Annotated in this window: 20 protein-coding genes and 1 tRNA gene; 13 read left to right on the top strand and 8 right to left on the bottom strand. The window is 68.8% G+C overall.

Going from position 1 to position 24105, the window contains the following annotated elements; translation table 11 throughout:
* The first annotated feature begins 81 nt into the window (after positions 1-81).
* The 4 genes from ACIOVG_RS15305 to ACIOVG_RS15290 all read left to right on the top strand — a co-directional run bounded on the left by ACIOVG_RS15305 (position 82) and on the right by ACIOVG_RS15290 (position 4667).
* Positions 82-1839 (top strand): Na+/H+ antiporter, encoded by a 1758-nt coding sequence (locus ACIOVG_RS15305; RefSeq protein ID WP_400875226.1) that lies wholly within the window; start codon positions 82-84, stop codon positions 1837-1839.
* Between the two features lie 114 nt (positions 1840-1953).
* Positions 1954-2865 carry a MetQ/NlpA family ABC transporter substrate-binding protein gene (locus ACIOVG_RS15300; protein ID WP_400875223.1) on the top strand — a complete coding sequence of 304 codons (912 nt, stop codon included), beginning with the start codon at positions 1954-1956 and terminating at the stop codon, positions 2863-2865.
* Between the two features lie 99 nt (positions 2866-2964).
* The gene (locus ACIOVG_RS15295; protein WP_400875220.1) at positions 2965-4008 is read left to right on the top strand and encodes a methionine ABC transporter ATP-binding protein; all 1044 of its coding nucleotides are present in this window, start codon (positions 2965-2967) and stop codon (positions 4006-4008) included.
* A complete protein-coding gene (locus ACIOVG_RS15290) occupies positions 4008-4667 on the top strand; it encodes a methionine ABC transporter permease (RefSeq protein ID WP_400875217.1) in 660 nt (219 codons plus the stop codon). The genes ACIOVG_RS15295 and ACIOVG_RS15290 overlap by 1 nt, the downstream gene beginning before the upstream one ends.
* Here ACIOVG_RS15290 and ACIOVG_RS15285 read toward each other — a convergent pair.
* Genes ACIOVG_RS15285 through ACIOVG_RS15275 form a run of 3 tightly spaced genes read right to left on the bottom strand, consistent with a single transcriptional unit; the run spans position 4654 to position 6620 of the window.
* Positions 4654-5598, bottom strand: a complete 945-nt coding sequence (locus tag ACIOVG_RS15285; RefSeq protein WP_400876418.1) for a pseudouridine synthase — start codon at positions 5596-5598, stop codon at positions 4654-4656. The two genes, ACIOVG_RS15290 and ACIOVG_RS15285, sit on opposite strands and share 14 nt — an antisense overlap.
* Positions 5599-5617: 19 nt before the next feature.
* On the bottom strand, positions 5618-6112 hold the full coding sequence (locus tag ACIOVG_RS15280) for a MarR family winged helix-turn-helix transcriptional regulator (protein ID WP_400875214.1): 495 nt from the start codon (positions 6110-6112) through the stop codon (positions 5618-5620).
* A gap of 7 nt (positions 6113-6119) precedes the next feature.
* The gene (locus ACIOVG_RS15275; protein ID WP_400875211.1) at positions 6120-6620 is read right to left on the bottom strand and encodes a GNAT family N-acetyltransferase; all 501 of its coding nucleotides are present in this window, start codon (positions 6618-6620) and stop codon (positions 6120-6122) included.
* A gap of 126 nt (positions 6621-6746) precedes the next feature.
* Here ACIOVG_RS15275 and ACIOVG_RS15270 point away from each other — a divergent pair.
* The 6 genes from ACIOVG_RS15270 to ACIOVG_RS15245 all read left to right on the top strand — a co-directional run bounded on the left by ACIOVG_RS15270 (position 6747) and on the right by ACIOVG_RS15245 (position 12354).
* Positions 6747-6818: transfer RNA gene (locus tag ACIOVG_RS15270), tRNA-Gln, on the top strand.
* A 1-nt stretch (position 6819) separates the two neighbouring features.
* Positions 6820-8250, top strand: a complete 1431-nt coding sequence (glmU, locus tag ACIOVG_RS15265) for a bifunctional UDP-N-acetylglucosamine diphosphorylase/glucosamine-1-phosphate N-acetyltransferase GlmU (protein ID WP_400875208.1) — start codon at positions 6820-6822, stop codon at positions 8248-8250.
* A 6-nt stretch (positions 8251-8256) separates the two neighbouring features.
* Entirely contained in the window at positions 8257-9291 is a 1035-nt protein-coding gene (locus ACIOVG_RS15260; RefSeq protein WP_141871258.1) for a ribose-phosphate diphosphokinase, read from the top strand.
* A 96-nt stretch (positions 9292-9387) separates the two neighbouring features.
* Positions 9388-9861: an FMN-binding protein gene (locus tag ACIOVG_RS15255; protein ID WP_400875204.1), complete on the top strand. Its 474-nt coding sequence runs from the start codon at positions 9388-9390 to the stop codon at positions 9859-9861.
* 21 nt (positions 9862-9882) lie between these two features.
* Positions 9883-10764, top strand: a complete 882-nt coding sequence (locus ACIOVG_RS15250) for an FAD:protein FMN transferase (RefSeq protein ID WP_400875201.1) — start codon at positions 9883-9885, stop codon at positions 10762-10764.
* Between the two features lie 15 nt (positions 10765-10779).
* On the top strand, positions 10780-12354 hold the full coding sequence (locus ACIOVG_RS15245; protein WP_400875198.1) for an FAD-dependent oxidoreductase: 1575 nt from the start codon (positions 10780-10782) through the stop codon (positions 12352-12354).
* A 122-nt stretch (positions 12355-12476) separates the two neighbouring features.
* Here ACIOVG_RS15245 and ACIOVG_RS15240 read toward each other — a convergent pair whose 3' ends face one another.
* The 3 genes from ACIOVG_RS15240 to ACIOVG_RS15230 form a co-directional block, all read right to left on the bottom strand.
* On the bottom strand, positions 12477-13943 hold the full coding sequence (locus ACIOVG_RS15240) for a sensor histidine kinase (protein WP_400875195.1): 1467 nt from the start codon (positions 13941-13943) through the stop codon (positions 12477-12479).
* A 47-nt stretch (positions 13944-13990) separates the two neighbouring features.
* On the bottom strand, positions 13991-14719 hold the full coding sequence (locus ACIOVG_RS15235; protein WP_141871262.1) for a response regulator transcription factor: 729 nt from the start codon (positions 14717-14719) through the stop codon (positions 13991-13993).
* A gap of 100 nt (positions 14720-14819) precedes the next feature.
* The gene (locus tag ACIOVG_RS15230) at positions 14820-15785 is read right to left on the bottom strand and encodes an acetylxylan esterase (protein WP_400875191.1); all 966 of its coding nucleotides are present in this window, start codon (positions 15783-15785) and stop codon (positions 14820-14822) included.
* Between the two features lie 109 nt (positions 15786-15894).
* Between ACIOVG_RS15230 and ACIOVG_RS15225 the strand changes: the two genes are divergently transcribed.
* Positions 15895-19902 carry a hypothetical protein gene (locus ACIOVG_RS15225; protein WP_400875188.1) on the top strand — a complete coding sequence of 1336 codons (4008 nt, stop codon included), beginning with the start codon at positions 15895-15897 and terminating at the stop codon, positions 19900-19902.
* Between the two features lie 91 nt (positions 19903-19993).
* On the opposite strand, the gene ACIOVG_RS15220 is transcribed toward ACIOVG_RS15225, so the two are convergent.
* Both ACIOVG_RS15220 and ACIOVG_RS15215 read right to left on the bottom strand, forming a co-directional pair.
* Positions 19994-21154, bottom strand: coding sequence for a mandelate racemase/muconate lactonizing enzyme family protein (locus ACIOVG_RS15220; protein WP_400875185.1), 1161 nt, complete (start codon positions 21152-21154; stop codon positions 19994-19996).
* Positions 21155-21244: 90 nt separating this feature from the next.
* Positions 21245-22048, bottom strand: a complete 804-nt coding sequence (locus tag ACIOVG_RS15215) for an IclR family transcriptional regulator (protein ID WP_400875182.1) — start codon at positions 22046-22048, stop codon at positions 21245-21247.
* A gap of 332 nt (positions 22049-22380) precedes the next feature.
* On the opposite strand from ACIOVG_RS15215, the gene ACIOVG_RS15210 reads away from it, so the two are divergent.
* Positions 22381-23211 carry a carbohydrate ABC transporter permease gene (locus ACIOVG_RS15210; protein WP_400875180.1) on the top strand — a complete coding sequence of 277 codons (831 nt, stop codon included), beginning with the start codon at positions 22381-22383 and terminating at the stop codon, positions 23209-23211.
* Positions 23211-24068 carry a carbohydrate ABC transporter permease gene (locus ACIOVG_RS15205; RefSeq protein WP_400875177.1) on the top strand — a complete coding sequence of 286 codons (858 nt, stop codon included), beginning with the start codon at positions 23211-23213 and terminating at the stop codon, positions 24066-24068. The genes ACIOVG_RS15210 and ACIOVG_RS15205 overlap by 1 nt, the downstream gene beginning before the upstream one ends.
* Positions 24069-24105: the final 37 nt, after the last annotated feature.

The following is a 24105-nucleotide window of genomic DNA, read 5'->3' as shown; positions in this document are numbered from 1 at the left end:
GTGCGATGCGCTGTGCTCTGGGCGGGGCCTGACGCCATCCGGTGGCGCACGGCGCGATCCTGCGGCATCCGGGAGGTACATATGGAAGGTCTCGAGGTCACGGTCCTGCTGGGACTCACGATCCTCGCGGGGGCGCTGCTCGCACCCCGCATCCGTCTCGCGCTGCCGTTGGTGCTTGTCATCTTCGGACTCGCGCTCGGGTTCGTCCCCGCGCTCCGCGAGGTGCAGCTGCCGCCGGAGACGGTGCTGCTGCTGTTCCTCCCGGTGATGCTCTTCTGGGAGAGCCTGACGACATCCCTGCGCGCGATCCGTCGCGACTTCCGCTACATCCTGCCGATGAGCACCCTGCTGGTCGTCGCGTCGGCGTTCGCCGTGGCGGGTATCGGCGTGCTCTTCGGGATGCCGTGGGAGATCGCCCTCATCCTGGGTGCTGCGGTCGCCCCGCCGGATGCCACCGCCGTGGCCGCGCTCGGGCGGCTGCTGCCTCGACGCATGTTCATGAAGCTGAAGGCGGAGAGCCTCACCAACGACGGCACCGCGCTGGTGCTCTACGCGATCGCGGTCTCCCTCGCGGTCGGCGGCCAGATCACACCCTGGTCGGTCACCTGGACGGTGCTGGTCTCGTACGTCGGCGGTATCGCGGCCGGCACTGTGATCGCCGGGCTCGGCTACCTGCTGCTGAGCCGCGTCTCCTCGACCATGGTGATCAACGTCGCCCTCCTGCTGATCCCGTTCACCGCGTTCCTGCTCGCCGAGATCGTGCACGCGTCCGGAGTGCTCGCGGTCGTCGTCGCCGGGCTCATCGTGGCCTACGTCTCGCCTCGCGTCACGACCGCCTCGTCGCGCCGGCAGACCGATGCGGCCTGGCCGTTCGGGGTCTTCCTGCTCAACGGCGCGCTGTTCGTGCTCATCGGGCTCGAGGTGCAGTACGTCGTGCACGAGATCTCCGCGGCGGCGATCGGACGCCTGGTGCTGGTGACGCTGGCGGTGTGGGTCACACTGCTCGTCGTCCGGTACCTGTTCCAGCTGCTCAGCGTGCCGTTCCAGCGGTCCTCCGCGCCCAAGCCGCCACGCGGGGTCCGCTCCCGTGCACGCCTCGTCTCCACCGTCGCCGGTATGCGCGGCGCGGTGTCGCTCGCGATCGCCCTGTCGGTGCCGGCGACGATCGCCGACGGACCGGATGCCGCCGGCCGTGGCGAGGTCGTGTTCGTCACCGCCGGAGTCATCCTGCTCAGCCTGCTCGTGCAGGGTCCGCTCCTGCCCGCGCTCGTGCGCTGGGCGCGCATCCCCGTGGACCATGCCGACGACGAGGAGTACGAGCTGGCCGAGCGGGCGATCTCGGGAGCCGCCCTGGCGGCGCTCGACGACCTCGCCGCGGAGCACGGCATCGGCCAGGAGGTGCGCGATCGGGTGCGCACCGAGGGCTACATGATGCTCGAGTTCGCGAATGCTAGGGCCCTCGCCCGTGAACAGGCCATCGTCGACGCCGAGGCGGACGCGCTCGATGAGATGCTCGACGAGCCCGACCCACTCGGCACCGGCGGCGGCGTCGAGGAGAACCTCGGCAGCGGAGGCGCTCTGCCCTCGTCGATGGACGGCGGCGACGGGACCACCCTCCAGATGATCGCCACGTCCGCCGATGTCGACGTGATGCAGCGGTCGCCGCTCATCCGTCACGAGGAGCACACCCGCCTGAAGCTCGCCATGCTCGACCGCAAGCGCGAGGTGCTGCTCGGGCTGCGCCGCTCCGGCACCGTCGACGACCTGGTGGTGCGGAGGATCTCCGCGCGGCTCGACCTGGAGCAGGTGCGTCTGCAGGGGATCGAAGAGTTCGACTGAGCGCGGCCGCACACCGGTATGCCGGGCTGTGACGCTGTGTGACGGCTCGATTCCGCGCCCGCGCCCGAGCCTGCCTAACGTATTCGAGTCCCTGAGAGAGGAACCCGCATCACTATGTCCCGCCGTACCACGTCCATCATCGCCGCGCTCGCCGCGGTCCCGCTCTTCGTCGCCCTCGCAGGCTGCGCCACGGCATCGTCCGAGGCCGGCTCCGGCAGCGGAGAATCGACCACGCCCGAGGTCGTCAAGATCGGCGTCGTCGGCAAGGGCGACGAGCAGTGGGAGCCCTTCGTCGACGCTGCCGCGGAAGAGGGCATCACGGTCGAGCTCGTCGACTTCGGCTCCTACGAGCAGCCCAACCCGGCGCTGACCGAGGGCGAGATCGACCTCAACCAGTTCCAGCACATCGTCTACCTCGCGGACTACAACGTGAACTCGGGTGCCGACCTCACGCCGATCGGCTCCACCGCGATCTACCCGCTCGGTCTGTACTCGACCAAGTACGACGACGTCGACAGCATCCCCGAGGGCGAGACCGTCGCGGTTCCCGACGACGCGTCGAACCAGGCCCGTGGCCTCCTCGTGCTGCAGTCGGCTGGCCTGATCGAGCTCAAGAGCGGCGGATCGATCTTCTCCGACCTCGCCGATGTCGACACCGCCAAGTCCAAGGTCAAGGTCACCGCACTCGAGGCTGCTCTGATCCCGACCTCGCTGCCCGACGTCGCTGCGGCGATCATCAACAACGACTTCGTCGAGGACGCCGGTCTCTCCTACGAGGACGCCATCGCACAGGACGACCCGGAGGACCCGAACGCGCTGCCGTACGTCAACATCTTCGCGGCTCGCGCCGAGGATGCCGACAACCCCACCTACCTGAAGCTCGTCGAGATCTTCCAGACCAACGAGGACGTCCAGGCCGGGCTGCTCGCGTCGTCGGGCGGCACCGCGGTGGCGCTGCAGACGCCGGTCGAGGACCTCGTCGCGTCGCTGAAGAAGGTCCAGGAAGACACCGAAGCACAGAAGTGAGCGCGGGCGGGAGGAATCCCGCCTGATGCGAGAGAATCGGGTGGCGCATCGTGCGTCACCCGATTCGTCATTCCCCCGAGATCCAGACCGGAGCTGCACATGCCGATCGTGAGCCTGACGAACGTGTCGAAGGCCTACCCGTCCCGCACGCCGGGCGACGGCGAGGTCATCGCCGTCGATGACGTGACCCTCTCGATCGAGAAGGGCGATGTGTTCGGCATCATCGGCTACTCCGGAGCGGGCAAGTCCACGCTCGTGCGGCTGATCAACGCCCTCGAGCCGGCGACCAGCGGCACGATCCTGGTCGACGGCGTCGACATCACCGCACTCCGGGAGAGCGAGCTGCGCAAGGTCCGCGGCGGCATCGGCATGATCTTCCAGCAGTTCAACCTGTTCTCTTCACGCAACGTGCGGGCGAACATCGCGTATCCGCTCACGCTCGCGGGGTGGAAGAAGCCCGACATCGACGCCCGTGTCACCGAGCTGCTGTCCTTCGTCGGACTCTCCGACAAGGCCAAGGCGTACCCGGAGCAGCTCTCCGGAGGGCAGAAGCAGCGCGTCGGCATCGCGCGCGCGCTCGCGACGGGACCCGCCATCCTCCTCGCCGACGAGGCCACCAGCGCGCTGGACCCGCAGACCACGCACGAGGTGCTCGATCTGCTCAAGCGCGTCAACGAGGAGCAGGGCATCACGATCGTCGTGATCACGCACGAGATGGATGTGATCCAGACCATCGCCACCAAGGTCGCGGTGATGGAGCGCGGGCGCGTGATCGAACAGGGCGATGTGTTCGACGTGTTCTCTGCCCCGCAGAACCCCGCGTCGCAGCGGTTCGTCGGCACCGTGGTCAAGGGTGTGCCCTCGCCGGCTGAGCAGTCGGTGCTGCGCGAGCGGCACCAGGGCCGCCTCGTCACGTTCTCGTTCCGCGACGGTGACTCCTCGCAGGCGCAGGTCTTCCTCGACCTGGCCTCCGCCGGACTCGACTTCGAGCTGGTCTACGGAGGCATCAACGACATCCGCGGACGCGCCTTCGGGCATCTCACGCTCGCGATCCGCGGAGAGAGTGCCGCGATCGACGGGGCTCTGGCGGCCATCGGCGAGCGCGTCCACGTGACCGAGATCGCACGAGAGGAGGCCCGCTGATGGATCGTCTGATCGAACTCTGGCCCGAATTCTGGGCGGCCGCGCTCGAGACCCTGTACATGACCTCGTTCGCCCTCGTGCTCGGCGGCATCCTCGGTCTCGTGATCGGCGTGATCCTCTACGTGACCCGCCCCGGTGGGCTGGCACAGAACGTCGTCGTCTCGGTGATCGCGAACCTCATCGTCAACTTCTTCCGGCCGATCCCGTTCGTGATCTTCATGGCCGTCGCCCAGCCGCTGGCGCGTGCCGTGATCGGCGTCGGCATCGGCACGACGGCCGGCGCGTTCATCATCGGACTCGCTGCCGCGTTCGCGATCGGGCGCATCGTCGAGCAGCACCTCGTCTCGGTCTCGCCCGGTGTCATCGAGGCGGCGCGCGCCATGGGCGCAGGTCCCTGGCGCATCCTGTTCACAGTGGCGATCCCCGAATCTCTCGGACCGCTCATCCTCGGCTACACCTTCATCGTGGTGGCGTTGATCGACATGACGGCCATGGCCGGCCTCGTGGGCGGTGGTGGTCTCGGCGCCTTCGCCCAGATCTACGGCTTCCGCAAGTTCGAACCGGTCGTGATGTGGGCGGCGATCATCCTGATCGTGGTGTTCGTGCACTTCATGCAGTTGCTCGGCACGCGCCTCGCCCGCAAGGTCATGCGCCGCTGACGGGAGCGTCCTGCAGGGAGCGCGCGCTGGTGAACACGCGCTGCTCTCCGCTGATCGGGTCGACGAAGCGCAGCTCGCGCGCGAGGAGCTGCAGGGGTCGCGCGTAGTCGTCGGGGAGCTCTCCTCGCAGCGCGGGGTAGAACGGGTCGTTCAGGATCCCGATGCCGAGAGCTGCCAGATGCACGCGCAGCTGGTGCATCTTGCCGGTGTGGGGACGCAGCAGCGTGTGCACGACGTGGTCGTCGCTGCCGATCAGCTCGATCAGCGTCTCCGAGTTCGGCTCGCGGACGTCGTCGACCTGCACGAGCAGCTCGCCACGATCCTTGCGGATGTGGTTGCGGTAGACGAGGGGGAACGGCTGCCCCCGGAGCGTCGGCGCCGCCGGGTCCCAGTCCTCTGGCACGGCCGAGACCGCTTCGTAGACCTTCTCCACCTCACGGTTCTGGAGCATCAGCTGGTACGGCCCGCGGCTCTGCGGCCGCACCGAGAACATCAGCAGCCCCGCGGTGGCGCGGTCGAGGCGGTGGATCGGTGCCAGGTCCGGATTGTCGAGCAGGTTGCGCAGCCGCACGAGCGCCGAGTTCTGCAGGAACTTGCCGCCCGGCGTGGTCGGCAGGAAGTGCGGCTTGTCGACCACGAGCAGATCGTCATCCTGGTACAGCACCTCCACCGCGAACGGGATCTCGGTCTCGATCGGGGGCTTGCGGTAGTACCAGATGAACTCCTCGACACCCAGTGGAGTGTCCCGGGGGAGGGCGCGCCCATCGATGGCGACGATCTCGCCGAGATCGAACCGCTCATGCACCTGCTCGGGCTCCAGATGGAAGAAGCGCTCGATCATGTAGTCGGCGACCGTCGGCCACGGACCGCTCATCGGCAGGTGCAGCCGGGTGGCGCCCACGCCGTCGCGCACGGGCAGGGGCGAGAGCATGCCCATCAGCAGCCGCCGTTCACGCGTCGAAGCTCAGGCTGAGCTTGCGCAGCAGCCCGGCCAGGCGGTCGCGGTCTCCGCGCGAGAGGGCCTGCAGCAGATCGGCCTCGACGTCGACCAGACGGGTGATCGCGGCGTCCACGCGGATGCGCCCGTCGTCGGTCAGGATCACCAGCACGCTGCGTCCGTCGTCCGGATCGGCCTCGCGGCGCACGAAGCGGCGACCGACGAGGCGGTCGATCCGGTTGGTCATGGTGCCGCTGGAGACGAGGGTCTGCTGCAGCAGCTGCTTGGGCGAGAGCTGGAAGGGGGCGCCGGCGCGGCGCAGTGCCGACAGCACGTCCCACTCCCACGGCTCGAGATCGCTGCGGCGGAAGACGTCGCGGCGCGCGCGGTCCAGGTGTCGCGACAGACGGTCCATGCGCGACAGCACCTCGAGGGGGGAGAAGTCGAGATCGGGCCGCTGGGTGTTCCACGCGCCGACGATCCGATCGACCTCGTCCGTTGCGCTCATCCGTCCATTATCGCGTGTGCTCGCCCTCCGGCTCGCCGCCGGCTCCATCCAGTGACAGCGTCATGAACGTGCTGTGCGGATCGGGGAGGTAGCGGCCGAACGGCGCGCATTCCACGAATCCGGCGCGCGAGTAGAGGGCGCGGGCCGGGCGGAAGAAGTCCTGACTGCCCGTCTCGAGCGAGATCCGGCGGATGCCGCGCGACACGGCATCCGCCTGCAGGAACGACAGCATCGCCGTCGCGAGCCCTCGCCCGCGCTGCGCGGGGTCCGTGCGCATGGACTTGAGCTCCTCGTGCTCCTCGTCGATCGAGGCGAGCGCGCCGGTCGCGAGCGGACGCCCGCCCTCCACCGCGGCGAAGAGCCGCACGCCCGGTGCCAGCAGGGCGGCGAGCGGCAGAGCGTGCCGACTCTCGGGAGGTGCCGTCCCGTCCATGTCCCGAAGATGCGCGAGCAGGAATGCGGTGATCTCCGGTGTGGCGGTCTCGACGCGTTCGATGACGATGTTCACGGAGACATCATCGCGGGGGCGTGTTTCGTCCGGATGACGACCCCGCCGTCCGTTTCACCGGTGCGCCGGGATGGGCGCTCCGGGCGTGGCAGAATTGACCGGTGGCGTCCCTCGCGGACGGCACGGTCCGCCGTGGTGTAATGGCAGCACGACAGCCTTTGGAGCTGTGAGGTCTAGGTTCGAGTCCTGGCGGCGGAGCATGACAGAGAACAATCTCGCCATCATCATCCTCGCAGCGGGCCAAGGCACTCGTATGAAGTCGCGCCTGCCGAAGGTGCTCCATGCGATCGGCGGACGCCCCCTGGTCGGGCACGTGCTCACCACGGCCGCCGTGCTGGAGGCGGCTCACGTCGAGGTCGTCGTGCGTCATGAGCGCGACCAGGTCGTCACAGCTCTGAGCAAGGACTATCCGCACGCGATCTTCATCGATCAGGATGACGTCCCCGGCACCGGTCGCGCGGTGCAGGTCGCGATCGATGCGCTCCCCGCCGACTTCGACGGCGATGTGCTCGTGCTCTCCGGCGACGTTCCGCTGCTCGAGGCCAGCACGCTCCAGGCGCTCATCGCCGGGCACCGGGCCGCGGCCGCCGCAGCCACCCTGCTGAGCGCCCGACTCGAGGACCCGAGCGGATACGGCCGCGTGATCCGCGACGCCGACGGCACCGTGCAGCGCATCGTCGAGCAGAAGGATGCCACGGCCGAAGAGGCCGCCGTCACCGAGATCAACGCCGGCGTCTACGTGTTCCGGGCACCGGAGCTGCGCACCTACCTCGCTCGGGTCGGTCAGGACAACGCGCAGGGGGAGATGTACCTCACCACCGTCATCGAGCTGCTCCGTGCCGCCGAGCAGCGCGTGGCCGCCGAGATCGCGATCGACACCGCGTCGACCTTCGGGATCAACGACCGCGTGCAGCTCGCCGAAGCGGGGCGCGTGCTCAACGACCGCATCGTGCGCAGGTGGCAGCGCGAAGGCGTCACGGTCATCGACCCGGCGACGACCTGGATCGACGATGACGCGACTCTCGCGCCCGACGTCACGATCCTCCCGAACACCCACATCCTGCGTGCCACGGTCGTCGGTTCCGGGGCGATCATCGGACCGGACACGACGCTCGTCGCCTGCGAGGTGGGCGAGGACGCGAGCGTTCGTCGCACCGACGCCACACACTCCGTGATCGGCGCCGGCGCCACCGTCGGACCGTTCTCGTACTTGCGGGCCGGCACGGTGCTGGGCGCGAACGGCAAGATCGGTGCCTACGTCGAGACCAAGAACGCCGAGATCGGCGAGGGCAGCAAGGTCCCGCACCTCTCGTACGTCGGAGACGCGACGATCGGTCGCGGCGTCAACCTCGGGGCGAGCACCATCACCGCCAACTACGACGACGTGAACAAGCACCGCACGGTGATCGAGGATGAGGTTCACACCGGCTCGCACACGGTGCTCGTCGCGCCCGTTAGGCTGGGAGCTGGCGCGAAGACCGGCGCCGGTGCCGTCGTCCGCAAGGACGTCCCCGCCGGAGCTCTGGCCATGACCGTCGCGCCTCAGCGCAACATCGACGGCTGGGTCGAGAAGAACAGGGCAGGCACGGGTGCGGCGGACGCCGCAGCCCGGGAACGATCGGCGGAATAGGCGAAAATGGCGCGCAAGAAGAAGACGGTCGAACTGGATCGCGACAACGGCATCGCGCCGGGTCTGGTCGCCAAGACCAAGAAGCGGCTCGTGGTCGCCGGCGGACGCTCGCATCCGCAGCTCCTGGCCGACGTCGCCGCCTCGCTCGGCACCGAGATCGCTCCGACCGAGCACCGCACGTTCGCGTCGGGTGAGATCTACGCGCGGTTCGAGGTGTCGATCCGCGGCTGCGACCTGTTCCTGATCCAGACGTTCGGCGAGCCGGTCAACGAGTGGCTCATGGAGACGTTGATCATGATCGACGCCGCCAAGCGTGCATCGGCCAAGCGCATCACCGTGGTCGCGCCGTACTATCCCTATTCGCGTCAGGACAAGAAGGGCCGCGGCCGCGAGCCGATCAGCGCCCGTCTCGTCGCCGACCTCCTGAAGACCGCAGGCGCCGACCGCGTCATGAGCGTGGACCTGCATGCCGCGCAGATCCAGGGCTTCTTCGACGGCCCTGTCGACCACCTGTTCGCCAAGCCCGTGCTGCTGGACTACTTCAAGCGCACGCTGAGCCCGGCGGACCGCGAGATCCTCACGGTCGTCTCGCCCGACATGGGGCGCGTCCGCGTGGCCGACACCTGGTCGGACAGCCTCGGCGCCCCGCTCGCCATCATCCACAAGCGTCGTGATCCCAAGGTCGCGAACCAGGTCTCGGTGCACGAGATCGTGGGAACGGTCGAGGGGCGCACCTGCCTGCTGGTCGACGACATGATCGACACCGGTGGCACGATCGTCAAGGCCGCGCAGGCGCTCAAGGCGGCAGGCGCCCACCGCGTCATCGTCGCGGCGACCCACGCGATCTTCAGCGACCCGGCATCCGAGCGTCTGCAGGACTCGTCCATCGACGAGGTCGTCATCACCGACACGATCCCGCTCACCGAGTCGCGTCGTTGGGACGGTCTCACGATCCTCCCGATCGCTCCGCTGCTGGCGCGGGCGATCCACGAGGTGTTCGAGGACGGTTCCGTGACGAGCATGTTCGGCGGGGACGCCTAGGAAGCGCATCGTCCTCCCACAGCCCGCGCATAGGCCGAGTGCCTACGGTCGATTCACAGGCATACAGTTGTCTCACATCGAGCCGGGAGGACCATCATGATCCGCACGACCGTACCGACCTCTGTCCGCAAGGGTTCCGCCCTCGTCGGAATCGCAGGGCTCTTCGTGCTCGCAGGCTGCTCCGGCACGCCTGCGGCAGAAGACACCTCGAGCTCCGGTGAGAGCAGCTCAGCGCCGTCCAGCTCCAGCACCGGGGCCGACAGCGCCTCTGGCACCTACGCAGACGGCACGTACACCGCGGACGGGTCGTACCAGACGCCCGAGACCGTGGAGAAGATCTCGGTGACGCTCACGCTCGCCGATGGCGTCGTGACCGACGTCGAAGTGACCGGCGATCCCCAGGCGCGGGAGACCGAGCAGTACCAGGGCGCGTTCATCGACGGCATCGCCGCAGAGGTCGAGGGCAAGTCCATCGACGACTTGAACGTCAGCCGCGTCGCCGGGTCCTCGCTCACCAGCGGCGGCTTCAACGCCGCCGTCGAGTCGATCAAGGAGCAGGCAGCCGCCTGACCCGGTGACCCGCGGCTCATCATGGCGATCTGGCAGTTCGACGCGATCGGCACCCGCTGGGAGATCGAGACCGCCGCGGAGGTGACGCCCGACTCCCGAGCCCTGGTGTCAGCCGAGATCGAGCGGTTCGATCGCGAGTGGTCGCGCTTCCGGGGAGACTCCGACGTGACGCGGCTCGGGGCGGAGGGCGGCGCCTTCGTCTCGGCGGACGCCGGAGCCATGCTCGACGCGTATCGTGAGCTGTCGCGTGCGACCGGGGGTGCGGTCAACCCGCTGGTGGCGCAGAGCCTCGACGCCCTCGGCTACGACGCGCAGTACTCGCTGGCGGCGGGAGCGCCGCGGCCTGCACCCGAGGCATGGCAGTCGCGCATCAGCTGGACCGCGCACGCCGTGCAGGCTCCCGCTCCGGCGCTCCTCGATGTGGGCGCGCTCGGCAAGGGCCGGCTGGTGGATCTCGTCGCGGCGGCACTCGCCTCGGTCCCCGGTCCGGTGGTCGTCGATGCCGGTGGCGACATGCGGGTGCGGGGCGTGCAGACGCGCGTCGCTCTGGAGCATCCGTATGACGCGACCACGGCGATCGGGGTCGTCACGCTCGCCGACGGTGCACTGTGCGCCTCCGCCATCAATCGACGCGCGTGGGGCGATGGTCTGCATCACGTGCTCGATGCGCGAACCGGAATGCCCGTGCGCACCTGGGCGGCGACCTGGGCGCTCGCGCCGGATGCGATGACGGCGGATGCCGTCGCCACCGCCCTGTTCTTCGACGGAGGCCCTGAGCTCGCCGCGGAGTGGGGCGTGGAGTGGGTGCGCATGAGCACCGACGGCCGCGTCCAGCGCTCACCCGGCTGCGACGCCGAACTGTTCCTCACGGGCGTCACCCACGCCCCTGCACCCCCGAACTAGGGAAGAGTGGACCACGTGATCACCGCATTCACCGCCGCCCGACAGCGGGTGCTCGCCCTGCTGGGCGCCCTGTCGATGTACCGCCTGGTGCTGTTCACCCTGATGGCGCTGGCGGTGATCGCCTTCCTGTTGTCGCTGCTAGGGGTGATCGTCTCGCCCACACCGGTCGAGATGCTCGTGTCCTTCGTGGTGCTCGCGGTGGTCATCTCCGGGGTGGATGCCGCGGCGCAGCGCGTCATCCGGCTGCCGTGGCGCATCGAATCGTCTCTGGTCACGGCGCTGATCCTGCTGTTCGTGCTGCGTCCGGGGCTCGAGCCCACCACGCTGCTGGGTCTCGCGGTGGCTGGTGCCCTCGCGAGCCTGTCGAAGTACCTGATCGCCTGGCGCGGGCGGCACATCCTGAACCCGGCGGCATTCGGTGCCGCATTCGTCTCGATCCTCGGCTCCTTCGGTGCATTCGAGTGGTTGGGCACCTCCGCATCGTGGTGGGTCGGCACGCCGTCGCTCGCCCTCCCGGTGGCACTGCTCGGACTCGCCGTGCTCTGGCGCACCGAGAAGGTGCGGGTGGTGCTGCTCTTCCTGGTCGTCGCGCTCGGGATCTCTCTCGTGCGACAGCTCGTGCAGGCGCAGCAGTTCGATGTCGCCTTCGACTTCTCCACCGCCCTGCAGTTCGCGTTGCTGCAGTCGCCGTTCCTGTTCCTCGGCGCTTTCATGCTCTCCGAGCCGCTGACGCTGCCGCCCCGCCGGTGGCAGCAGCTCTCGGTCGCCGTGCTGGTGGGAGTGCTGGCGGGCTGGCCGATCTCCGTCGCCGGCCTCTTCACGCTCGGTCAGGAGCGCGCGCTGCTGATCGGCAACCTGCTGGCGTTCGCGTTCGCCCTGCGCGGCTCGGTGCGGCTCGTGCTCGAACGACGGGCTTTCATCACCCCCACGGCACAGGAGCTCACCTTCCGCGCGAAGGGAAAGCTCGCATTCCTCCCCGGTCAGTACCTCGAACTGGATGTGCCGCATCACCGCCCGGACGCGCGCGGCACCCGTCGCGAGTTCAGCATCGTATCGGCGCCAGCCGACCTGCCCACGCTCCGCATCGCCTACAAGAACGGCGACCAGAAGCATCCGTCCAGCTACAAGCGGGCGTTGGCCGGGGCGCAGCCCGGTGCGGTGCTCGCCGTCACGGGCACCTGGGGCGACTTCATCCTGCCGCGCGGCGACACCCCGGTGCTCATGCTCGCGGCCGGGATCGGCGTCACGCCGTTCGTCTCGCAGCTGCGCCAGCTGCAGGCCACGGGGGAGCAGCGCGACGTGGTGCTGGTGTACGTCGCCGCCGAGGCTGCGGAGCTGGCGTTCCGTGATGAGCTCGCCGCGACGGGTGTGCGCACCATCGTGTTCACCAAGGACGAGCCCGCCGATCTTCCCGCGCACTGGACCTGGGCACAGGGCGCCCGCCTGGACGCCGCCGGCCTCGAGCGTGCGGTCGGTGATCTCGCCAGCCGTCATGCGTTCATCTCGGGTCCGCCGAGGCTGATCGCCGACCTCGCGCCCGCGCTGCAGAAGGCACACAGCCTCACGACCGACGCCTTCGCCGGCTACTGAGACCTGCGTTCCGTCGCTCGACGCGAAGGAGATCTCACGACCTGAAGGACCGAACCCTCGGATTCCTCCTTCATCCCGTGAGATCTCCTGCAGGTCGCGCGGCCGACAGGCCGGCTCCGGAGTCAGGGCGCGGAATCGGATACTGCGCCGCGGGCCGGGTTCACCGGGATCCGCACCGTGAAGGTCGTGTCGCCCGGCTCGCTGGCGACGGTGATGTGACCGCCGTGACCCTCCACGATCGCCTTCGCGATGGCGAGCCCGAGTCCGGTACCGCCGGTCTGCCTGGCACGGGAGCTGTCGCCGCGGGCGAAGCGCGCGAAGAGCTCGTCGCGCACGCCGGGGTCGATTCCGGGTCCGTTGTCGTGCACGCGGAGCACGGCCTCGTCTTGCTCCTGGGCCACGCTCAGGGTGATCACGGTGCCGGCGGGGGTGTGCGTGCGGGCGTTGGCGAGCAGGTTCGCCACGACCTGGTGCATGCGCCCGGCGTCGCCGACGATGACGACCGGCTCGTCCGGAACCTCGATGCTCCACTCGTGATCGATCGCGGTGGGGCGCGCGTCGGAGAGGCCTTCCAGCGCGAGCTGAGTCAGGTCGACCGTGCCGTAGACGAGCTCGCGTCCTTCGTCGAGGCGCGCGAGCAGCAGCAGATCCTCGACGAGCCGGGTCATCCGCAGGGACTGGGCCTGGATGCGCTCGAGCGATGAGGTGGTTCCCTCGATCGCCTCCTCCGGTGCCTGCTTGCTCAGCGCGCGGAGCGAGAGCTCGGAGTATCCGCGGATGGAGGCGAGCGGCGTGCGCAGCTCGTGGCTGGCATCGGCGACGAAGCGTCGCATCCGCTCTTCGTTCTTCTGCCGCGCCGCGAGCGAGGCATCGACGTGATCCAGCAGCGTGTTCAGGGACGCGCCCACGAGTCCGGTCTCGGTGCGGGGATCGGCCTCGGACACGGGGATGCGCTCCGTGATGGTCACCTCGCCGCGGTCGAGCGGCTGATTCGCGACCCGCATCGCCGTGGCGGCCACGGCTCGCAGCGGTCGCAGGCTGACCCGGATCGTGATGGCCGTGGTGAGGGCGAGCAGGATGAGCCCGCCGAGCGTGGCCAGCGCGATCACGGTGAGCAGGGTCGCGAGCTGGTTCTGGATCTCGTCGCGGGGGAGTCCGGTCACGATCAGGACACCGCTCGGCGTCGTGCTGACGGCGACGCGATACGAGCCGACGTTCTCGATCGTGGCGTTCGCGATGTGCTCGGTGCCGAGCGCCGCGGCGATCTGCGCGAGCTGCGCGTTGGTCAGGGTCGTCGCCGTGCCGGTGGCGGCGCCCTCATCGGCCGAGATGATCACCCCGCTCGCTCCGGTGACCTGGCTGAAGACCGCGAACAGCAGGCCAGGTGCCACGGGAGGGAGTTGCGCAGGAAGGACGTTGTCGACCGTCGCCTTGCTCGGAGGCACCTGCGCCACCCAGGAGCTGAGACTGCGGGCGTTGGTGTAGAGCTTCTCGTCGAGCTGCCGCTCCATGGTGGTGGTCAGCAGCGCACTGGTGATGACGGCGACGATCACGAGGATGAGCGAGACGAACCCGATCACGGCGGTCATGAGCCGTGTCTGCAGGCTCATCGGCCGTCGCGCCATCCCCGTGTTGCTCACTGCGGGGCCTTGATCATGTAGCCGACGCCGCGGACGGTGTGCAGCAGCGGCGTGCGCCCGGCGTCGATCTTCTTGCGCAGGTAGGAGATGTACAGCTCGACGACGGATGACTTGCCGCCGAAGTCGTAGCTCCACACGCGGTCGAGGATCTGCGCCTTCGACAGCACGCGGCGCTCGTTGCGCATCAGGTAGCGGAGCAGCTCGAACTCGGTGGCGGTGAGGTCGATCTCGGTGCCGTCGCGCATGACCTCGTGGCTGTCCTCGTTGAGGGTGAGGTCGGCCACGCGCAGGATCGACTGGCCGTCGTCGGCGGTGGCGTGCCCGGTGCGCCGGATGATGGCGCGGAGTCGCGCGATCACCTCTTCCAGGCTGAAGGGCTTGGTGACGTAGTCGTCGCCGCCCGCGGTCAGACCCGCGACGCGATCGCCGACGGCATCCTTCGCGGTGAGGAACAGCACCGGAACGAGGCTGCCGGACTCGCGCAGGCGCTTGAGCACGGCCATGCCGTCGAGGTCGGGCATCATGATGTCGAGCACCAGGGCGTCGGGTTCGAACTCGCGGGCGACCTGGAGCGCTTCGAGACCGGAGGACGCCGTGCGCACCTCCCACCCCTCCATCCGCAGCGCCATCGCGAGGAGATCGGTGAGCATCTGCTCGTCGTCGACGGCGAGGATGCGCAGGGGGGAGCCGTCGGGGCGGCGCAGTTCGGGGAGGTCGTTGCTCATGCGACCATTCTGCGGAATCTCCTATGTGATTTCTATGGAGCCAGCTATGTCTTGTCTGTGAGTCCGCTCACCGAAGTCGATCGAGCGCCGGCGACGGTGCTCAGGCGAGCCGGTCGTCCGGCAGCGCGAGGAAGTCGATGCCGGCCTGCAGCGCGAGCCGATCCGACAGGACCCCTGCGGGGCTGTCGAGGTGCCCTGCCGCGCGGACACCGAGTCGTCGCGGGCCGGCGAGTGCGTGATGCACCGCGAACTGTCCGCGGGGGTCGACCGCAGGGTCGAGGAGGGCGGCGACGACGAGGGTGGGGATCTGCAGTCGACGAGCCGCGGTCGCGGCGTCGTGGTAGTCCAGGGTCGTGCGGTCCTCGGGGCGAGACCGGAGGTGCTGGCGCACGGCTTCGCCGCTTCCCGTGCAGTGCCGGGTGAGGCGGGTCGAGTGGTCGCCGAAGCTCGGCACGTCCAGCACGGCGCGTCGGAAGCGAGCGTCCCAGGGGAGCGCCATTGCGCCGATCCCGCCGCCGAAGCTCCCCCCGTTGAAGTCCAACGCGCCGGATGCGGAGGGGGCGATGTCGAGTAGCACCGTGGCGGCCCGCCAGATGTCCGCCGCCGCGAACCGGTGCGAGTAGGTGTCGCGGTGCGAGATGCCGGCGAGCACGTGCTCGTCGGGAGCGGCGGGGAAGCGGCTGGGGGTTCCCGCATGTGTGCCGGGAGCGCAGGGGAAGATGGCCACGGTGTCGGCGGGCACGCGGTCGAGGTCGGGGCCGCTGCGTCCGCCGTACCCGTGTCCGACGACGAGCCCGCGCCGGACGGACGACGGCGAGCGCGGAGTCAGGAGGTAGGCGACCGCCTGCTCGTCGGCCGACGAGTCGAAGCGGATCTCGCAGGCGTGATGCGTGTCGGTGGCCTCCAGGTCGCGGGTGCGGTGCCAGGTGACCGTGCCCGTGCCGAACTCGGCGAACGTTGCGCGCCAGAAGTCGTCGAAGTCTCCCGGGCCCGCAGGCGCCGGGGGTGCGGTCATCAGGGTGCCGAGGGAGTACTCGGTCATCTCCTCGGGTCGGTCCTGGGCCATCGTGTGACATCCTTCGGTGCGGTGTGCCTGCCTGACGACGCTACCGGTGGCGTGCGGATCGTAGGGCGGTCCATTGACATGTTCGCATACTCATTGCATTATGTGCATCATGGATTCAACGACGAATGCCGAACCCGATGATGGCTCCCTGCTGTGGAGCCGACGGTCGGTGCTGCGGATGCTCGTGATCGCCGGAGTTCTCCCGCCGGTGGTGGGGGCGCCGTTCGGTGCCGCTCCATCGGCCTCGGCGACCACCACGACCCCGGGGGCATACCCCGATGCTCTGCGCCGCCTCGCGATGCCGAACCTGGCGCTGTCGCAGATCGCGCAGCTGGTGGGAGAGAACCATCGGATGACCTTCTATCGCGCTCAGTGGGACGGCGGGGAGACGATCTTCCGTGACCTCGAGGTCGCCCACGACGGCGGATGGCTCCTGCTGACCGATCCCGCCCACCGCTTCGACGAGCAGTGGATCGTCTTCGAAGGCACGCTCCCCGCCGGCAGTGCCCCGGAGCTCTACGGGCCCCTGCAGCCGAGCTGGCTGGGCTTCACCTCGCATCAGGTGCTGGGCGCGCAGGCGATCGAGCTGCGCACGAGCACGGATGACTTCGACCTCGTCGTCCGGTGGCGCCTGGAGGGCCCGAATCCGGAGGCGCACTACGTCATCACGGCCAAGACCGCGGGCGACTACATCGTCGGGTACCAGAGCCAGGATGCGAAGGCGCTCGACGACCTCGACGAGGTGCTCTGCGGGTCGTATCAGCATGCGCTCTCGGTGCTCGACGGTTCCGCGCCCCTCGGCGCGTGGGAGCTCTTCGCGCCGATGGCCTTGACGCAGTATGCCGTGGGGAACGTGCCCGTCACCTCCGGCGTCTACCTGCCGGCCGAGGTCGCGGAGTTCGTGCACGAACGCCAGCTGATGTCGGATCGGCAGCCGTACGGCATGAGCCTGCGCAACGACAGCCTCGACATCGTTCCCTGCATGTACTCCCCGCAGCCGGGGCTGCGGACCACGATGACCGTGGGGCAGCAGCGGGGTTTCGCCTTCGGGCTGGCGGCCAGTGCCGACACCCTCTACGGCACGTACACGCAGCTGTGCCGGGGCGAGTACGGGCTCACGGCGTATCGCCACAACGTCTACGACCGGTCGCTGACCGATGCCGTGCACGCCATGGCCGAGCTGATCGCGGTCGAGCCGGACGGCGACGACTCCGTCGACTACATCCCCTCGTATTCCGGATGGTGGAACAGGGCGAAGGGGTTCGTCGACGTCGAGAACGAGGATGCGGTCCGCACCGCGGCCAGCGGAGTGGTGCTCTCCGCGCACTATCTCACCGGCACGGCGGACAGCACGCTCTACGATCGACGGGCTCGTCCGCTCATCGAGTACCAGGTGTCGCGCAAGGGGATCGGGCACTCGCCCGTGATCGGCAGTCCGGTCTACAACGACACCACGCAGTACCGGATCGGGCGCATCCCCACGGATGCGGTGAACCTGACGGCCCTGTATCAACTCACACACGGCCGGAACGCCGGTATCCAGCGCCTCGCGGTGCAGGCGACCAAGGCCGGCACGGTGGGGCAGAGCAGGGCGCCGTTCGCGAACGCCCTGGCGACCTATCGGGCCACGGGCGATCCCGCCTACCTCGCCGAGGCGAAGCTCATCGGCTCCCGCTATGTGCAGGAGCAGATCCTCACCCCGTACCGCGGCAACGGGCAACCTCCCGGCGGATTCGCCTACAGCTTCTCGAAGTATTGGGTCGATCTGCTGGAGCTGTTCGAGATCACCGGTGAGGATGAGTTCCTCGAGGGGGCGTACCGCGAGGTGCAGCGCTTCCTCACGCAGACCACGGTGCGACCGGTGCCGGATGAGAACGTCACCGTGCCGTCCGGTCCCGTGATCACGCAGCAGTACGACTGGGAGTCGCGCAGCTCGCTGCCCGGCTACCCCACCACGACCGTTCCGACCGAGACCGTGCCCGCCTGGTACGTGTCACCATCGGGGCTCACCTTCGAGGCGCTGTCGTCCTTCAAGCTCGGGCTCAGCACGCTGGCCAACCCCGGCGGGGGATACGTGTTCAATCCGTGCTGGGCCGGCGCGCTGCTGCGCCTGGCGCATCACACGGGTGACGCGCTGATCGCCGATGTCGCGCACAACATGGTGATCGGGCGCTTCACGACGTATCCCGGCTACTACGGACGTCAGTTCCAGGTGGCGCACATGAAGCCGGACTTCGCCACGAGCGGCCCGGTCGGCATCACCGGGTACTACTTCCATCACGCTCCCGCCCAGCTGGGGCTCGCGATGGACTATCTGATCAGCGAGAGCTTCTACCGCAGCGCGGGCAGCATCGACTTCCCCCATGTGTTCGAGGCCGACTTCGCGTACTTCAAGTTCTTCGCCTACGGTCATGCCCCTGGCACGTTCTTCGGTGAGGACGGCGTGTGGCCGTACTTTCCGGCTGGATTGATCGCACTCGACAACCCCCTGATCAACTGGCTCGCCGGAACGGGGAACGACTCCCTCTACGTCAGCCTCACCAACTCCGCAGCCAGCGCGCAGCAGGTGGTGGTGGATCTCTCGAGCGACCTGACCGGGCTGCCGCGCAGCGCGGCGCCGTCCGTCGAGGTGGTCGCCGCCGATGGCAGCCGCTCCACGCAGACCGCGCACGACGGTCGGGTCACGGTCACCGTGCCGGCACGCGGGCTGCTCGCGCTCATCGTGCGCGATGTGGAGGTGCAGAAGCCGGCGCTGCCCTCGGACGACATCGTCGATCATGGTCCCGACACGTTCCACGAGGTCGACACCGATCCGGCGACCGACTACGGCCTGGCGCGCGGGATGCTGCTGGTCCGCCCCGACGGTGAGGGCTACGACGCCTATGTGCAGATCGACACGGAGCAGACGGCCACGCTCAGCTACCGGATCGGCGACCACGCGGTGCAGCAGGCGCCGGCCAAGGCCTACCCCTATGAGTGGACGATCCCGGTCGATGATGTGACCGCGACCTTCCGCTACACCATCACCACCGGCGGGACGACGACCTCGGAGGCCACCCTGCGGGTGCCCGCCAGGATCAGCGGCCAGAACAGCGCCATCGCCGGAGACGTGGTGGCGCAGGCCACCGGCACCGCGGGCGACCGCGTCCCGCTCGTGATCGAGGTGCGCAACGCAACGGATGAGGCGATCGCCGGCACGGTCGCTCTCAGTCTCCCCGGCGGATGGCAGCTCGACGGCGCCGTGCCTGCGGTCTCCGTCGCCGCGGGGGCCACGAGCAGAGTGGAAGCCGCGGTCGTGATCGCCGCTGCCGCGACGCTCGGCGAGGTGGAGGTGAAGGGAGCGCTGACGATCCCCGGGGAGCCGGCCGTCACGCTCAGGGCGGCGACGATCGACGTCATCGACCGACGTCGGCTGGTGTCGCTGTCGACGGACACCGCGATCGTCAGCGGACCCGGAGCCGTCGCCAAGCTGACCGCGGTGGTCATCAACACCGGTGTCACCCCGTTGCAGGGCACGCTGGCGCTCTACGGCACCACCGGCTGGAGCGCGGGTCCGCAGAGCGTCACCATCACGGTGCCGCCTCGATCCGACCTCACTCACACGTGGACCGTGACGGCCGGCTCCGGCGTCGCGCCCGGCTCGTCGACCCGATTCGAGGCGAGACTCGACCAGACGCTGCGCCGCGGGGTGCTGGTCCGCATCGCCGATGAGGGGGTGATCACGCACACCCAGTCGCCCTGGCCCGGCTATCTCGAGGCCGGGAACTGGTACCCCAGCGGGCTGTCGGGCTGGAACGGCACCCGCACGCGCTACAGCGACAACGACTCGGTGGGCAGCACGGTGACCTGGAACGCGGACCTTCCCCAGGCGGGGCTGTACCGTGTCTCGGTCTGGTATCCGACGAACGCCACCACGACGACCTCTGCCGCGTACATCGTCACGCACAAGAGCGGAGACACCGAGGTCATCGTGAACCAGACGGAGGGTGCAGGCGCCTGGCGCTCGCTCGGCACCTACCGCTATGACGCCGACGCGGTCGGCACGGTGCGGCTCGAGGTGCGCAACACCAGCATCCACCGGGTCAGTGCCGCACAGTTCGTGCGCGTCGGCGACTGACCGGCGCCGCACGGCAGAACACGAAACGGGTGGGCGGGGCCGGAGGGATCCGGCCCCGCCCACCCGTTCGTCGGTGAAGCGGGAGGGACGCTCAGTGCCGCACGTACTCCTGGATGGCGGCCTCGTCGACCGTGACGCCCAGGCCGGGGCCGGTCGGCACCAGGAAGCCGCCGTCGGGCTGCACTTCCAGCGGAGCGGTGAGCAGCCGGTTGGCGACCGGCAGTGTGAACGGCTGGTACTCGAAGGCGAGCAGCGACGTGGCGCTCGCCGCCACGTGCACTCCCGCCGCCATCGCGATGCCGAACGCCGCCGAGTGGTGCGGGGCGACAGGCACGTGGAACGCATCGGACACCGCGGCGATCGCGAGCCCTTCGGTGATGCCGGTGCGCCCGATGTCGGGCTGTGTGAGGCCGACGGCGCGACGGGTGAGCCAGTCGGTGAACTCGAAGCGGCTCCGCATCGCCTCACCGATCGCGACGGGCGTGGAGAGCGAGGCGGCGAGGTCGCGGTGACCCTCGACGTCCTCCGGCGCGAGCGGCGCCTCGAAGAACCACGCGTGCCGGTCGTCGAGCTCGCGGCCGAGCGTCTTGGCCTCGCCTAGGCGGTAGGTCCAGTGCGCGTCGAGCGCGAGGTCCAGGTCGGGGTGCACGGCGCGGATCGCGTCGTAGGTCGCGAGGTCGGTGCGGATGTCCACGCCGAGGTGCAGCTTGATGCGCCGGACGCCGGCATCGACCAGTTCCGCCGCCTTGTCGGCCCGCTCGGCGTCGTCGACGCCGCGGATGCCGGAGACGTAGGTGGGCAGCACCTCGGTGAAGCGTCCGCCCGCCAGCTCGGACACCGAGAGTCCGGTCGCGTGGCCCCACAGGTCCCAGAGCGCGATGTCGACCGCGGCCATGGCATCGGCCTGGTGACCGGTGAGGTGTCCGCGCTCGCGCATCGACTCCGACATCCGGTGCCAGAGGGTGCGCACCGAGCGCGGGTCCTCTCCGAGGATCAGCGGGGTGAGCAGGTTGTCGACGATGGCGGCCGCGACCACGGGAGCGACCGGTGCGAGCGCCTCACCCCATCCGACGAGGCCGTCATCGGTCTCGATCTTCACCAGCAGGGTCTCGTAGCCGGGGGAGTAGAGGCTGCGCCACGGTGGTCGGATGACATAGCCGCGGTGCTCGACGGCGGTGTCGCCGGCGTAGGAGTTATCGGCGTCCTCCTTCGAGAGGTAGAGCGGGAAGGTCTGTACGCGCGCGATTCTCACAAGGGTCTCCAAAGGCAGAGCGGGGCGGGCTGCCGACGGCCGATGCCGCGGCAGTGTGGTCGAGGTGCCGCGTGCGCCGCGGCAGGGCGCTCAGAGGGTCGCGAACGAGCTCGCGGTGCGGGAGGGGCTGTAGCCGAGGGCGACGGAGATCTCGTCTGCTGCCTCGATGAGCTGCAGGGCGAGCTCCTGGTGGGGAGCATGCAGGTCGAGCACCGACAGTGGGCCGCTCGCCGAGAGGCCGGCGACGATCTCGCCGGCACGGTTGTGGATCGGAGCGGCGATGCACGCGCGACCGAAGGCGAGTTCTTCGATCTCGGTCGCGTACCCGCGGCTGCGGGTCTCCTCCAGCGCGACCTCCATGGCGTCGCGGTCGACGATCGTGTGAGGGGTGAACCGCTGGGGCGTCTGCGCGAAGTACTCGTCGACCGTGGCGCTGGGCATGCCGGACAGCAGCGCCTTGCCGAGGCCCGTGGCGTGCAGAGGGCCGGTGCGGCCGGCCATCGCGAAGGACTTCGGCGCGAGTGCGCCCTCGAAGTTGCAGAGGTAGGTGAAGGTGAATCCACTGAGCTCGGCGACGTTGACGCCGATCTCGATCTTGCGCGCGAGGTTCTGGGCGATCTGGCGCGAGGCGCGGAAGATGGGCGAGCCGTTGATCGCGATCGTACCCAGCGAGACGGCGGCCGGGCCGAGGCGGTAGAGACCGGTGCGGCCGTCCTGCACCACGAACTTCATGCGGTCGAGCGCCGACATCATGCGCGAGACGGTGGACTGGCCGAGGCCGGTCAGGGTGCACAGCTCCGAGACGCGGAGTTCTCCGGACTCCTCGGTGAAGCAGGCGAGCAGGGACATCGCCCGTTCGACCGTCTGGGTGCCGCCCACGGATTCGGATGCCATCGCGCCTGCTCCTCCACTCTGCCGCCGCTCGTGCGACGCTGCGGCTCGTCACCGCTGCCAGTCATCCTAATGAGAGAAATGATGCGGAGCAACACAAATGTGGGTGTCTTATGCATTTTGTGGATTTCGCATCCGCATTGTGGTTGACTAAGCGCACGTCACCGCCGACGACTGCGACGACGACGTGCAGGGCCCCACGCGGGGTCTTCCCTCTTCGGAAAGTGAATGCAATGCCACAAGCCACCCTCGAGCGGCCTGCGATTCGCGAGCAGGTCGAGCCACGCTCCGGGCGTCGTTCCACGCTGGGTGCGAAGGATCGCACCTTCGGATTCATGATCGCACTTCCCGCGGTCCTGTTGTTCCTCGTGATCGCGATCTTCCCCCTCGTGTCGAGCATCGGAACGAGCCTCTACGACCAATCGCTGCTGCGCCCCGAGCGCACGTTCGTCGGCCTCGACAACTACGTGGCGATCTGGGACGAGTTCTTCGCACGCCTCGGGACCACCCTCGTGTTCGCCTCGCTCTCGACGGTCTTCCCGCTCGTGCTCGGCGTCGCTCTCGCGATCCTGCTCAATGCGCGGATGCGCGGCAGGAACATCCTGCGCGGCGCATTGATGCTGCCCTGGCTGCTCCCCGGTGTCGTCGTGTCGTTCCTGTGGGCGTGGATCTTCAACGACAGCTACGGCGTCGTCAACCACGTGCTGTCCACGTTCGGGCTCCCGGAGGTCAGCCTGCTGGGACAGCCCGTCGGCGCCATGGCCGCCGTCGTGATCGCGAAGACGTGGCACTCCTTCCCCTGGATCATGGTCGTCGCCCTCGCGGTGCTGCAGACGCTGCCCAGCGAGCAGATCGAGGCCGCGACCATCGACGGCGCGACCAGGGTGCAGCGCTTCCGCTACATCTCCCTCCCGCACATCGCCGGTCCTGTCACGCTCGTGGCGGTGCTCGAGTTCATCTACAACTTCGGCAACTTCGACACGATCTTCGTCATGACCGGCGGCGGGCCGGGCAACTCGACCACCACTCTCGCTGTCAGCCTCTACCACCTCGCGTTCGGCAGCTACGAGCTCGGCAAGGCCTCCGCGATGGGCGCCCTCTGGCTCGTCCTGCTCGCGATCATCTCGAGCGGTTATCTGCTCCTCAACCGACGACTGGAGAAGTGATGCGCCGTAGTCGCGACATCGGCGAGTCGATCATCCGCCCGCACCTGTCCATCCCCGGCCGCGTCCTGCTCCTGCTGCTCGCGCTGTTCGGTCTGCTCCCCATCTACTGGTTGACCGCGACCGCCTTCACCAAGAAGGAGGACGTCTTCGCGCTGGACCGCCCGTTCTTCCCTGTCGATCCGACCATCGAGAACTTCGTCGGGTTCTTCCAGAACGACGCCCTGCTCAAGAACCTCCTCAACAGCGTGATCGTGTCGACAGGCACGGCCGTGCTGGCGGTGCTGGTGGGCGGACTCATGGCGTACTCGCTGTCGAAGTTCCGCTACCGCGGTCGCAACGCCATCATGTTCATGTTCCTGATCGGCCAGCTGATCCCCGGGGCGCTGCTGCTCATCTCCCTGTACCTGATGCTGAGCTCCGCCGGGCTGCTGTACACATACACGGCGCTGATCATCTCGTTCACGACGTTCACACTGCCGCTCGCGGTGTTCCTGCTGAAGGGCATCATCGACGCCCTTCCCGATGACATCCTCGAGGCGGCGAAGGTCGACGGCCTCTCGCGCACGGGAACCATGTTCCGCATCGTCTTCCCGCTCGTGGTTCCCGGTCTCATCACCGCGGGGATGTTCGCCTTCATGCGCGGCTGGAGCGATCTGCTCTTCGCGCTGACGCTGGCCGGGCCCGACAAGCAGACGCTTCCGGCCGGCCTCACCCAGGCGTTTATCCGCGAGGGCACGGCCGACTGGCCGGCGCTCATGGCGGCGTCTCTGATCACGTCGCTGCCGCTCGTCCTCATCTTCATCCTCCTGCAGCGCTACTTCGTCTCCGGCCTCGCCGCCGGAGCCGTCAAGGGGTAGCGATGCGCCGCCCGAATGCACGTCCCCCACATCACGA

The organism is Microbacterium sp. NPDC087591 (assembly GCF_044743625.1).
Classification (GTDB): Bacteria; Actinomycetota; Actinomycetes; order Actinomycetales; family Microbacteriaceae; genus Microbacterium.
The sequence above is the reverse complement of the archived record's forward strand: the minus strand, read 5'-3'. Positions and strand labels throughout refer to the sequence as shown.